Annotated in this window: 12 protein-coding genes; 10 read left to right on the top strand and 2 right to left on the bottom strand. The window is 52.0% G+C overall.

Annotated elements, in window-relative coordinates; translation table 11 throughout:
* Positions 1-81 precede the first annotated feature (81 nt).
* The gene (gene melA / locus P0X86_RS07365) at positions 82-1,380 is read left to right on the top strand and encodes an alpha-glucosidase/alpha-galactosidase (RefSeq protein ID WP_096775269.1); all 1,299 of its coding nucleotides are present in this window, start codon (positions 82-84) and stop codon (positions 1,378-1,380) included.
* Between the two features lie 171 nt (positions 1,381-1,551).
* Positions 1,552-1,896 (top strand): hypothetical protein, encoded by a 345-nt coding sequence (locus P0X86_RS07370; RefSeq protein ID WP_277748233.1) that lies wholly within the window; start codon positions 1,552-1,554, stop codon positions 1,894-1,896.
* 67 nt (positions 1,897-1,963) lie between these two features.
* Here the strand turns inward: P0X86_RS07370 and P0X86_RS07375 are convergent, their stop codons facing one another.
* Both P0X86_RS07375 and P0X86_RS33125 read right to left on the bottom strand, forming a co-directional pair.
* Complete coding sequence (locus tag P0X86_RS07375; RefSeq protein ID WP_347177536.1) at positions 1,964-2,908, bottom strand: ATP-binding protein; 945 nt, start codon at positions 2,906-2,908, stop codon at positions 1,964-1,966.
* 39 nt (positions 2,909-2,947) lie between these two features.
* On the bottom strand, positions 2,948-3,217 hold the full coding sequence (locus tag P0X86_RS33125; protein ID WP_347177537.1) for an ABC transporter permease: 270 nt from the start codon (positions 3,215-3,217) through the stop codon (positions 2,948-2,950).
* Positions 3,218-3,463: 246 nt separating this feature from the next.
* On the opposite strand from P0X86_RS33125, the gene P0X86_RS07380 reads away from it, so the two are divergent.
* From P0X86_RS07380 to P0X86_RS07415, 8 genes are all read left to right on the top strand, one after another.
* Positions 3,464-5,287 (top strand): ABC transporter substrate-binding protein, encoded by a 1,824-nt coding sequence (locus tag P0X86_RS07380; RefSeq protein WP_096775271.1) that lies wholly within the window; start codon positions 3,464-3,466, stop codon positions 5,285-5,287.
* A 103-nt stretch (positions 5,288-5,390) separates the two neighbouring features.
* Positions 5,391-6,401 (top strand): ABC transporter permease, encoded by a 1,011-nt coding sequence (locus tag P0X86_RS07385; protein WP_085981266.1) that lies wholly within the window; start codon positions 5,391-5,393, stop codon positions 6,399-6,401.
* 1 nt (position 6,402) lies between these two features.
* Complete coding sequence (locus P0X86_RS07390; protein WP_009591588.1) at positions 6,403-7,239, top strand: ABC transporter permease; 837 nt, start codon at positions 6,403-6,405, stop codon at positions 7,237-7,239.
* Between the two features lie 7 nt (positions 7,240-7,246).
* The gene (locus P0X86_RS07395; RefSeq protein WP_015733868.1) at positions 7,247-8,257 is read left to right on the top strand and encodes an ABC transporter ATP-binding protein; all 1,011 of its coding nucleotides are present in this window, start codon (positions 7,247-7,249) and stop codon (positions 8,255-8,257) included.
* Positions 8,244-9,044 (top strand): ABC transporter ATP-binding protein, encoded by an 801-nt coding sequence (locus P0X86_RS07400; RefSeq protein WP_009591620.1) that lies wholly within the window; start codon positions 8,244-8,246, stop codon positions 9,042-9,044. The genes P0X86_RS07395 and P0X86_RS07400 overlap by 14 nt, the downstream gene beginning before the upstream one ends.
* Before the next feature lie 407 nt (positions 9,045-9,451).
* The gene (locus P0X86_RS07405) at positions 9,452-11,884 is read left to right on the top strand and encodes a sensor histidine kinase (RefSeq protein WP_145038721.1); all 2,433 of its coding nucleotides are present in this window, start codon (positions 9,452-9,454) and stop codon (positions 11,882-11,884) included.
* 57 nt (positions 11,885-11,941) lie between these two features.
* Positions 11,942-12,610 carry a response regulator transcription factor gene (locus tag P0X86_RS07410; RefSeq protein WP_096775275.1) on the top strand — a complete coding sequence of 223 codons (669 nt, stop codon included), beginning with the start codon at positions 11,942-11,944 and terminating at the stop codon, positions 12,608-12,610.
* A 219-nt stretch (positions 12,611-12,829) separates the two neighbouring features.
* Complete coding sequence (locus tag P0X86_RS07415) at positions 12,830-12,952, top strand: hypothetical protein (RefSeq protein WP_260871434.1); 123 nt, start codon at positions 12,830-12,832, stop codon at positions 12,950-12,952.
* The last annotated feature ends 6 nt before the right edge of the window (positions 12,953-12,958 follow it).

Raw genomic sequence — 12,958 nt, forward strand, 5'->3', positions numbered from 1 at the left:
ATATTCAAAAAAGGCTGATTATCTTATAGTTAGTCATGTGAAAGCGTATTAATTTATGGAGTTTAAGGAGGGCATTTATTGATGTCTAAGATTACATTCATCGGAGCAGGAAGTACCGTATTTGCCAAAAACGTCCTGGGTGATTGCATGCAGACGCCGGCTTTGCAGGGGTTTGAACTTGCTTTGTTTGATATTGACCCCGTTCGTTTGAAAGACTCGGAGAACATGCTGAATAACATAAAGAAAACCAGCGGCAGCACCTGTGTCGTAAAATCATACGGCGACCGCAAGGAAGCGCTTCGCGGAGCAAAATACGTCATTAACGCGATTCAGGTTGGAGGCTATGACCCGTGCACGATCACGGACTTCGAGGTTCCGAAGAAATACGGGCTAAGACAGACGATAGCGGACACCGTGGGAATCGGCGGGATATTCCGCAACCTCCGCACCATCCCGGTCATGCTGGATTTCGCGGCTGATATGCGGGAGGTTTGTCCGAACGCCTTGTTCCTCAACTATACGAATCCAATGGCAGTGCTGACCAATGCCATGAACACGCTGGGCGGCGTGCAAACCGTAGGATTGTGCCACAGCGTTCAGGCATGCATCCCGCATCTGTTCGATAATTTGGGAATAGACAAGGAAGGCGTGCAGGCCAAAATCGCCGGCATCAACCATATGGCATGGCTGCTTGAGGTAACGAAGGACGGCGTGGACCTGTATCCGGAAATCAAGAAGCGCGCGGCGGAGAAGCAGAAGGAGAAGCACCATGATATGGTCCGTCTCGAGATGATGCTGAACTTCGGTTACTACATTACCGAATCGTCCGAGCATAACGCCGAATATCATCCGTATTTCATCAAGCGCAACTATCCGGAGCTGATCGAACGCTTTAACATCCCGCTGGATGAATACCCGCGGCGCTGCGTGAACCAAATCGAGGGTTGGAAGGCGATGCGCGAGGATTTGGTCAACAACCAGGATCTGAAGCACAACCGTTCCCATGAATATGCCTCCTACATTTTGGAAGCAATCGAGACCAATAAACCGTTCAAAATCGGCGGCAATGTGATGAATACGGGACTGATCACGAACCTTCCGAAGGAAGCCTGCGTCGAGGTTCCGTGTCTGGTCGATGCCAGCGGCGTGACGCCGACCTATGTTGGCGATCTGCCTCCGCAGTGTGCCGCGCTGAACCGCACCAATATCAACACCCAGCTGCTGACGCTGGAAGCCGCGGCAACCGGCAAGAAGGAGCATATCTATCATGCGGCGATGCTGGATCCGCATACGGCAGCCGAATTGTCCATGGATGACATCAAGAGCCTGTGCGACGACTTGATCGAAGCGCACGGAGACTGGCTTCCTAAATACCAGTAAGGAAGAATGGATGAACGAAAGTAACGCAAGGAGCAGGGGATCCTCCCCGCTCCTTGCTTTTTTTTGAAGCGCAATGGATGGGCCGATGTTACACTAAACCTAATGATGACTCGTTTTGCCTGTCACTCTATGTTAATGAAAACTGCTTATGCAGGTATATGGGGGCGCGGTATGAAGCTGAGGCTATTTATGTGCCTGCTGTTCCTGTTTACGGCGGGATGTGCCCGTGATGTAACGGTGTTCGAGTCCGCGGTTTATTCGCTGGAAGACGACAGGATTGCCGTGGACTGCTCCGACGAAGTGAATCGTAACCGGAAGAATCACACGGATGAGGGGTACCACTGTGAGGTGCTGGTCACCGAATCGACTTCCCTGAAGGCAAGTGGAGGAGGAGCTATCACGCTGGATGAGCTAAATGAAGGCGATCTTATCCGCATCACGTTAAAAAAGCCGTTGAACATAAGCAAAAACAACAGAAGTTTTGAGGCCAAAGAAATTATGCTGCAAGCCCAATAAAAGAGAGACGCTCTTTCGCTGCGAAAGACGTCTCTCTTTTTCGTTAACGGACCTCGTGCGTCATCCCTTACGGGTTCAGTTTCGCGCGCGGGAGCGTGATGAGAAACACGGTTCCCGATCTTGGCGAGCTTCGAACCGAGACGCTTCCGTTCATGGCGCGGATGGCTTGATAGGAGAAGGTGAGCCCAAGCCCGGTCCCGCTCATTTTGGTGGAATAGTAGATCGAACCGAGACGGCTTAGCTGCTCGGGGGTCATGCCGATCCCGTTGTCCTTGATTTCCACGGCCACCTGGTCCGTTTCTTCATAGACGGTAATGTTGACCATGCCGTTGTCGACGTCTTTGCACGCCTCGATCGCATTCTTAATAAAGTTGACCAGCAGCTGCTTGAGCTCTGCGGGACTCCCCGAAATGTAGAGATTCGACTGGGGAGAGTCCGTGCTGAGGGTGACGTTGCTCATATTGGCATATGAAGTCATAAGCTCAACGACGGACTTGATTTGGGCGGTAAGCTCGATTCGCTGCTGAAACGGCAAGTGAGGCTTGCTGATCGAGAGGTATTCGGACAAGATCTGTTCGGTTCGGCGAATTTCCTCCATGCTGATTTCTAGGAATCGTTCGGTCTTTTCCGGAGGGAACGTGCCGCTTTTGATCAATTGCAGGAACCCCAGCACGGTCGTCAGCGGATTGCGGACCTCATGGGCAAGGGAGGCGGCGACATGATTCACGGCTTCGGCTTTTTCATTCTGGATATACCGCAGATAAAGCTCCTTGTCGGATACGGACTTGTTAAACAGGGTCACGAGAAGCCATATCCCGAGCGAGTTATGAACCGGCATGGCTAAAATATTAAAAACAAAGTAATTCATGATGTAGTCGGGCTTGGTTATATAGAGCACCAGGAGCGGAAGGACCGAGAAGCTGATGCCGGCTATAAAAATGATCCATAATTTGTGTTTGCTTCGGTGATACAGGAATGACAGCAGAACGGACAGCGGGAACGTAAAGATCAAGATTATAATGGCGTCGATCGTGCCGGATCCGCCAATGTATTATCTGTAGATTAGAAATTCCACGAGCAGAATTGCCCCTGTCAGGAACCCTCCGAACAGCATGCCGAAGAACATAATGACATACCGTACGTCAAAGATCAGACCGCTTTGGACAGACGAAGCAAAGGTCATGGACAGCAGCATGCACAGCGAACAAATGACAATGATGAAATTACGGGAATAGTTGACAGTCAGTTTTCTGTAATAGATGTTGTATGCAACAAAAGGCATCAATGCAAACAACAGCTGCAGCAAAACATCTTTGATCACAGGCAGTAGGCCCACCCCTTTGAAGAGTATCGGATCGTCCGCTAGATTACCATGTCCATTCAAGTTCGACGTCAAATGGAAAAATCCTTGAGGCTTGAATAAAAATGACAAAAAAAATAATTCGTACTCAGATTGAACCGAGGTACATATAAATCCATCAAGAAAGCGCTTGCAGACAACCGATGTTCGACTCGGATACTCAGCACTTAAGTGAGAACACATTTCCATGAATGGGAGGGTTCACAAGTGAAGCTGAAAACCGTTCTGAGACCCATGTTCATTCTATTGTTGGCCGCGTCTTTTTTTGTCGCGGGGTGCCAAAGCGTAACGCCGCCGCCGACAGCATCAGAAACACCGCCGCCTAATGAAGAAGTTAAGACGCCCGGAGGAAGCGAAGAACCAGCACCGCAGGGCGATGCGAAAGCAACGCCGAGAAACGAAACGCTTTACGTGAACGGCTTGCAATGGGGAGCGCCCACGAATTTCAACCTGCTTAGCGGAAACCCGGCGTTTCCGATCAACTACGGAAATTCGAGGGAACTGGTGTATGAAACGTTGTTTATGGTCAACCAGCTCACAGGCGAGTTAGAGCCGCTGCTTGGGACCAAGTACGAATGGACCGACGATCTCAACTTGCGGATCGAGCTGAACCAGGATGCCAAATGGAGCGACGGCAAGCCGTTCACCTCCGACGATGTCGTCTATACCTACCAGCTTGGCAAAAAGTATGACATCAACTGGAGCAGCTTCTGGACGTACATCGAGGACGTAACGGCAGACGGACCGCAAACGGTGAACATCACACTCAACAAAGACAATCCGAACAAGTTGACGGTGCTCGACAGCATTGAGATCATGCCGATGCTGCCTAAACATGTCTGGGAAGAGATAGAGAAGAAAGCCAACAACGATCTTGCCACCATTCGGAAGGAAGTCAACGAGGACCCGATCGGAACGGGGCCTTATAAAATGTATTTTTACAATGACCAGAAAATCACGATTATACGGGACGATAACTACTGGGGCCAGGCGCTCTTCGGCAAGCTGCCGGCTCCAAAGTACATCACCCATGTCATCTATAAAGATAATGCCGCGGGCGATCTGGCGTTCAAGAGCGGCCAGGTCGACGTGTCGCAGCAGTTTATTCCTCAGGTATGGAAAATGTGGGAAGGCGGGGCTCCGGTCAAAACCTATATCAAAGAGGCACCTTATTATGTGCCGGGCTCCATGCCGTCGATTTTCTTCAACATGACAAAGGAAGGGCTCGACAATGCGGATGTCCGCAGAGCGATTGCCATGGCAATTGACTACGGCAAAATCTCGGAGCTGGCCATCAGCGGCTACTCCGCCCCGATGGAGCCGTCATTGACGCTCAATACGGAGGCCGAAGCGAAATATGTGGACCAGGCGGCCATCAAACCGCTCCAGTGGACAACGGACGTGGAGGCGGCCAATGCGCTGCTCGATTCCATCGGCGCCGCGAAAGGGAAAGACGGCATCCGCGTTCTGAACGGTACCCGACTCGGTCCGTTTGAGATTGAATGTCCGTACGGCTGGTCGGATTGGAACGCGGCGCTTGAGATCGTCGCCCAGAACGCGAAAGCGATCGGCATCGAGATTCGGACCAAATTCCCGGAAGCGCCGGTATGGACCAATGATCTTCAGACCGGCAAGTTCGACATTATCATGAACACGCCTGCGGGCGGAGTCAGCCCGAGCCAGCCGTGGAACCGCGCCATGACCATCATGTACTCCAAAGGCGTTGCGCCAATGGGCGAAATGGCATTCTACAACTGGGGCCGATACAAGAACGATCAGGCGGATGCCATCATCGAGAAGATTCCTACCATTTCGGACGAAGCCGAATTGAAAGCGCTCTATACCGAACTGACCCAAATCTGGTTGAAGGATATCCCGTCGATTCCGCTCATGTATCGTCCATGGGTATTCGATACGGTTAATGAATCGGTCTGGAAGGGCTTCCCGACCGAAGGGGACGGCAGCAACATCCCTCCTCAAATTTCGATGGATGGGGCCGGCATCAAGTCGCTGTATCAGATTCATAACTGAGGATATAACTCAATGAACGAAGACCTGTATTGGTGGATTAGCACCCCTGATATAGGTCTCTTTTCCACCAAATTCGAAGGTGCGATTCATGGGGGTGAGCTGCTTGAGTGTTTACGGAAAATATATCGTCAAGAAGTTCTTCTGGTATTTTCTGACGCTGGTAATCGCCGTTACGCTGAACTTTCTGTTGCCCCGGATGATTGAGGGGAATCCGGTCAGCATGATCGTGTCCGAGATGACGCAGGGGATGACCGACAGCGATACGATCAAGCGGGTCTATGAGACCTTTCTCGTGGAGTTCGGCATCGACAAGCCTTTATGGGAACAATTCTTCATCTATCTGAAAAATTTGGCGACCGGCAACCTGGGCACTTCGTTCGGGCTGTATCCGAAACCGGTCACGGAGATTTTGGCCTCGGCAGTGCCGTGGACGATCGGTCTCCAGCTTCCGGCCATCCTGGTTGGCTGGATCATCGGCAACGTGCTGGGCGCCGTTGCGGCATACCGCAAGGGCGTGTTCGATAAAGTGATTTTTCCGGTGGCTTTATTCGTGAATTCCATTCCGTTCTTCACGCTGGCCATCATCATGCTGTACGTGTTCGCGCTGTCCCTGAACTGGTTTCCGCTGCATGGCGGCTACGACTATCAGATGGTGCCGACGCTCAGCTTTGAATTCTTCGCTTCGGTGCTTCGGCATCACACGCTTCCTTTCCTGTCGATCGTGCTGGTGACCATCGGGGGCCAAGCCATCGGCATGCGCGAGATGTCCATCTATGAGCTCAATTCGGATTATGTGCTGTACAGCAAGCTGCTCGGGATACGGGATTCCAAGATCGCGAAATATGTATTCCGAAATGCCATGCTGCCCCAGATAACGGGACTGGCGTTATCCATCGGCACGATGGTAGGCGGCTCTCTGATTTGCGAGATCGTGTTCAGTTATCCGGGGATCGGAACCTGGATGTTCACGGCGATCCGTCAGCTCGATTATCCGTTAATTTCTGGCTGCACCCTCTTGATCGCCCTGGCTGTGCTGCTGGCCAACTTTACGATCGACTTAATCTACGGCTGGATCGATCCGAGAATCAAGGCCGCTCAGATGGAGGATCAATAATATGAACAGTTCCTTTCGCATATTGATCAAATCGCCAAAGTTTATGTTCGGAGCCTGCATGCTGCTGGCCATGATCGGCATGGTGCTGATCTACCCGCTCTTTAACCGCAATGACCCGCTGGAAATGATCGCGCTGGCATATCAACCGCCGGACTCGAAGCTGCTGCTCGGGTCGGATAACTTCGGCAGGGATTTATTTCTTGAATTGATCTACGGCATTCGGACCTCCCTGCAGGTGGGGCTGATTGCCGGCGTATTTGCTACCGTCATCGGCCTTGTGATCGGTTTAGCCTCAGGTTATATCGGAGGCATGATCGATAATCTGCTGACCGCGATCACCAACATTTTCATCGTGATTCCTTCCTTTGTCATCCTGATTTTGATCTCGGTGAGCATCGATTCGCGCAGCTCGTTTGTCACGGCGGTCATCATCGGTATCACCAGCTGGCCCTGGACGGCCAGGGCCGTAAGGGCGCAAACCTCCTCATTGCGAAACCGGGATCACGTGAACATCGCCAAAATTTCCGGGTACAGTACGCCGCGCATCATTGTCTCGGAGATTTTGCCGTACATCGCCTCCTATGTCGTGATGGCTTTCGTGCTGCAGACGGCATCGGGCATTCTCTCCGAGGCTTCCATCTCGATGCTGGGACTCGGCCCTTACAACACGATTTCCCTCGGCATCATCATGAATTGGGCGCTCGTCTTCGAAGCGCCGGTTGCCGGGGCCTGGTGGGCCTTTATCCCGGCGGCTATTTCCATCGCCATCATTACCTTCTCCTTGTACATGATGAACACCGGCATGGATGAAATATTCAATCCGAAGATTAGGAGCTGATGGGGCCTTGAGCACAAATATACTGGAAGTTAACGAATTGAAAACCTTTTACCGTACCCGGCTGAAGGAGCATGTATATGCCGTAGACGGCGTGAGCTTCTCGCTCGAGAAGGGGAAGACGCTTGGCATTGCCGGCGAATCCGGCTGCGGCAAATCGACCCTTGCCCTCAGCCTGATGGGATTCTATTTTCCGCCGCTGCATTTCGGCAGCGGCTCGATTGTCATCAACGGCACGGACATTATGAAGCTCGGCAAGGAACAGCTTCGTTCCCGGGTGTCGGGAAGAGAGATATCGTATATTCCGCAAGCGGCCATGAATGCCCTGAATCCAACGCTCAAAATCATTCGATTCATCGAGGATATCATGAAGGAGCACCGCCCCGAGCTGAACAAGAAGCAGGTGTGGGATATGGCGGCGGAGCGGTTCGAGACCTTGAATTTGTCGACCAAGGTGCTGAACTCCTATCCGAACGAACTGTCGGGGGGCATGAAGCAGAGAACGGTCATCGCGATTTCCACCATTCTGAATCCGAAAGTGCTGATTGCGGACGAACCGACCTCGGCTCTGGACGTAACCTCGCAGAAAGCGGTTATCAAGCTGCTGAAGAGCCTGCTGGACCGCGGCTTTATCCAATCCCTTGTCTTCATCACGCACGAGCTGCCGCTGCTCTATCATGTAACGGATGACATCATCGTCATGTACGCGGGGGAAATCGTGGAGCGGGGAACCGCGGAGCAAATGATATTTGACCCGATCCATCCTTATACGAAAAAGCTGATGGGCTCCATCATCGTGCCCGAGGAGGGCATGAAGGGCCATAAGCTTGCCGCCATTCCGGGGACCCCGCCCAATCTGAAGAACGTGCCGGAGGGCTGCCGGTTCGCCGACCGCTGCTCCTATGTGCAGGATGCCTGCCGGAAGGGCAAGATAACGAGCCGGACCGTGGGGGATCGAATCTATCGGTGCATCGTGGAGCCTGATGTGCTTAAGGAGTGGTATGCGAATGAAGGGGAATGACGTACTGATTCGGGGAGAGCATCTCACGAAGGTGTTCGGTTACGGGAAGCAGAAGACAACCGCCGTGGAGGATGTCAGCTTTACCTTTCATGAAGGCGAAATCATATCGATTGTCGGCGAGAGCGGAAGCGGCAAAACGACGCTGGCAAAAATGATCATGGGCTTGCTGAAAGAGAGCAGCGGGACGATTGAATATATGGGCAAGCCGAGACGGCTGAAGCGGCATGGGGACCGCAAGCGCTATTGGAAGAACATTCAGGCGATTTTCCAGGACCCGTTCTCTTCGTTCAACCTGTTCTACAAAGTGGAGAAGCTGCTGCTCGACTGCATTAAGCTGCAGGGAGATAAACTGACGAAGGAGGAGCAATTCCGAAAGATGAAGGAAGCGTGTTCCTTCGTCAATCTAAAATTCGAAGAGCTGCACAATAAATATCCGTTCGAATTGTCCGGCGGGCAGATGCAGCGCCTGATGATCGCCCGGATTTTCATGCTTCATCCGAAGCTGCTTATTGCGGATGAACCGACCTCCATGGTCGATGCGTGCTCGCGGTCCACGATCCTTGACATGCTCTTGAAGCTGCGGGATGAGAATAACATGACGATTATTTTTATAACCCATGACGTAGGGCTTGCTTATTATGTAAGCGATACGCTGTATATTATGGAACAGGGGAAAGTCGTGGAGCGCGGACCGGCGGAAGAGGTTATCCTGAACCCGCAGCATCCGTATACGCAGCAGCTGATATCGGATGTGCCCAAGATTCATTCCGAGTGGGATTTGGCATAAGTCCGTTAGCTATGGAACGCTTATGGAAAGCTCGAAGCGAGAAACCGCTTCGAGCTTTTATTTTTGGCAAGAGACAAGGAACGGGAGTATCTCCACAGGTTTACCCTCCTGAACACGCAATAAAACTCCCTTTGATACGTAGTCTGTCATCTTGGCACGTACGTCGATCGACCATTTCACATAGGGCATGCACTTGCATAGGACCGCTGGCGCTTCGTGTATTTTCGCAGATATGACACTCAGAAACGTGACATAAAATTTCTTAGTCCCTGATCTTCGCATTTGTGAAGGATCTGCCGATAAATGATATGGCTGCCATTGGGTTCGTCCCGCAGCCTGCATTCGGCATAACGCAAAGCCCCTGACGTGGTTTGCGTGTATGCTTCATAAGGAGACTATCAAACATCATGCACAGCTACTTCTTGGGGGCAACCGTTTTGGTGTTGGCCGCCATGACGATTCTTTTCTTGATTATCTTATACAGATGTGGTTATCAGCGGAAGTTAAGCCATCGGGCCTTGGACATGGCCGAGAGCAGGTTCCGCATGCTTGACGATATGCTGCTTACGCTGGATGTCGGGATTTGGTCATACGATGTCGGCACCAGGACCATACGAAATACATCCTTGGCTTTTCATAAAATCACGGGTTATTCGCATCGCGATTTCTCGGACGGGCTCTCCTGGGAAACGATGATTCATCCCGAGGATATGGCGCTGTTCCGAACCTTGGTTGACAAGCTTCGGCAAGGCGAGGCGGTCCATACCGAATACCGCATCCTCCACGCGGAGGGCGACGTACGCTGGGTTCAGGTGAAAATGATTCCGACGATGAATGAGTCCGGGCAAATCGTCCGTACCGATGGCATTGCCATTGACATCACCACCCGATTCCGCATGGAAGAGGCGCTGTATGATATGGCGGAATGCAAGAAGATGGAGCAGGCGCTCAAGGAAAGCATGAACCGGTATCGCCGCCTCGTGGAATTATCGCCTATTGCCATCGCGGTGTGCAAAGAACGCAAGCTGATGTACGTGAATCCCGCCGGACTTCGGATCCTTGGAGCCGCTGGACCCGACAAGATCCTGGGCACCGATCCTTGGGACTGGGTGTTTGATCCCTATGAGGAGTGGGCACGCAAACGGCTTACGCAGTTGATTCGCAGCAGGCGGGTCGTTCCCGAGGAGTTATCCATAAAGCGGGTGGACGGAGAGCGGGTCGATGTCGTGGCGACGGCCCTGTATGACGAGGAATCGGACGCCATTGAAATTTTCTTCGAGGATATTACCGCCCGTAAATCAGCGGAAAGGGCTCTGATGGAGAGCGACCGTATCAACCGCCACATTCTGGATATCGCACCGGTCGCGATGTTCCTGCACTCCGATTTTTCTTACATTTATGCCAATCCCGCTGGCTTATCCTTATTGGGAATTACGGACATCGCGCAATTGGACGGCACCTCCTTCCAGGACGTGATTCCTTCCGACCAGCTCGAGTTCGTGGCGTCTGAGGTTGAACATGTGTACAAAAGCGGGACTACCTCCGAGCTCGCGGGAAATAAGCTGGTCCGGCTGGATGGAATGATCATCGATATCGAGGCCATCACGACGCCGATCCCTTATATAGGCGATAATACGGCGCTTACCATTATTCGGGATGTAACGGAACAGAAGCAGGCCGAACGCGAGCGGATTGCGGCAGAGCGGCTTGTCCGGGAGAGCGAGGACCGGTATTTCAGGCTTCAGATGAGCCTGGATCAATTCTCCTCGGATCTGTTCGGGATGGTGAAGATCAGCGAATTGAATGCCCGGATCGTGCAGGAGATCAGGAAAGTGCTGGGAACGGACCGGGTGAGCCTGATCCGGATCAACCACCACAGCCTGCATATCAAGATTCAAGGCGGCAGCAAAGAGCTGCCGCAAAGGGTGCTTCACGCGATCCATAAATGCGGTCCCGAGCATGTTCCGCTTTGCAAGCTGTTTGAGACGTGCGACGGATATTTCGTCAAGATCGGGGAGATGAACGGTGACAGCAGCATCGTCTGCATCGCAGGCGAGGCCCCGCTGCTCATGATTCAGGCCAAGAAAATATGGCTGGAGACGATTACCCGCTATGCAAGCGTCCTGTACGATAATTTTCGCGTGATTGAGGACTTGACGAGGGAGCTGGAGAAGCTGGGATCCTCACAGCAGATCATGCCCCTTTGGCTGCTGCGGCTGATGCTGCATCTCTCCGAGAATGAGCGGAAGCGACTGTCCCAGGATCTTCACGATGCCGCGCTCCAGGAACAGATTATCTGGTACAGGAAATTGAATCAGATTACATCCGATCTTGATCTGCCGGAACATCTGCGTCCACAGCTGGAGGAGATTGAGCAGGGGCTTTTGGATGTCATTTATCAGATCCGAATCACTTGCAATGAGCTTCGCCCACCGCTGCTGAAGGAAGAGGGGCTGGAACGTTCGCTTGAGGCATTGTTTGAATTCACCCAGCTCCGCACCAATTACTCCATACAGTTCGACTGCTCGAACTTCGTTGATGATATCAGTGACGACCATTTGATCGGGTTGTACAGGATCGTTCAGGAGCTGCTGGCGAATGCCACGAAGCATTCCAATGCGACGGAGGTAAAGCTTCGTTTGTCCACCCAGTCGGATGAGGTCAATCTGAGTTATGAAGATAACGGAGTCGGAATCGATCCCAGCCAAAAGCCGGATCAATTCAACAGTATGGGAATCGGCGGCATGAAGGAAAGGGTGAGAAGCATGAACGGCAAAATCCAGTTCGACTCATCGGAGAGCGGGGGGCTGGCTGTCTATATATCGATAACGGCAAAGTAAGCATGGATGCCGGCAAAGCAGCAAACAAGATACCAGACTAAAGGAGTCATGAGGGTTATGAAGATCGATATTTTATTGGTGGATGACCATCCCTCGGTGATGGAGGGAACCAAGGTGCTGCTCGAACAGGAAAAGGATATGTTCGTCAAGCTTGCAAATACGCCGGAGCGCGCGCTGGAGCTGGTCAATGCGGAGCGCTTTGACGTGATGCTGATCGATATGCATATGCCGGGTATGAACGGAATCGATTTGGCCAAGCAGATCCTCCGGATCGCCCCGAACGCGGTGATGCTGATCTATACGGGCTTTGAAGTCAGCAATCATTTTAACCTGATCATGGAGGCGGGACTGGCTGGTTTTGTCTCGAAAACGTCAGGCAAAGAGCAGCTGGTGACGGCTGTTCGATGTGCGCTGCGAGGCGAAGTGGTTCTTCCATTGACACTTGTGAAGCAGCTCCGCCGCGTGACCGCGAGTGGCCCGGAACGGACGACGGGTGCGCCGGCAGCCCAGTCTATAACCGATAAAGAATACAGCATTCTTAAGGAGATCGCTCGAGGAAAGAGCAACAAGGAAATTGCGGGGACGGTTATTATGAGCCAGCGTTCACTGGAGTACTGCTTAACCAACCTGTTTCAAAAGTTGAATGTGAAGTCGCGCATAGAGGCTGCGCTGAAAGCGAAGCAAATGGGGATTCTGTCGGATTCCGATTTTGTTCAGATGAGCTGATAACTCGGTCTTTTTTCTATAAGTTCAGACGATATCCAAAGCATGTTTCGACATGACTCCGATTCATTTCGCAAAGATTCGACAATAAACCGCAAGGCATCCCGCAAAATTCTTGCGTGAGCACGCAAGAGAATTTCGGTTACGAACGGTAAGCAAGTGTATATGCTTATCTTACTGGATGGATATAGTCTGTAAGTAGGAAGGGTGGTAACTTGCGGCATGACAAAGGACCTATTTGAATATGGCGCCGATGATCTCTTGTCACGGGAAGAGATTGAGGAAGTTTTGGCGCAGCTTGAAGAAGAGTGGAATGAATTTAACAGCCGGAAGAAGCGAGGGTGACTCATA

Origin of the sequence: Paenibacillus sp. BR1-192 (genome assembly GCF_029542445.1) — a bacterium.
Lineage (GTDB): Bacteria > Bacillota > Bacilli > Paenibacillales > Paenibacillaceae > Paenibacillus_AQ > Paenibacillus_AQ lautus_A.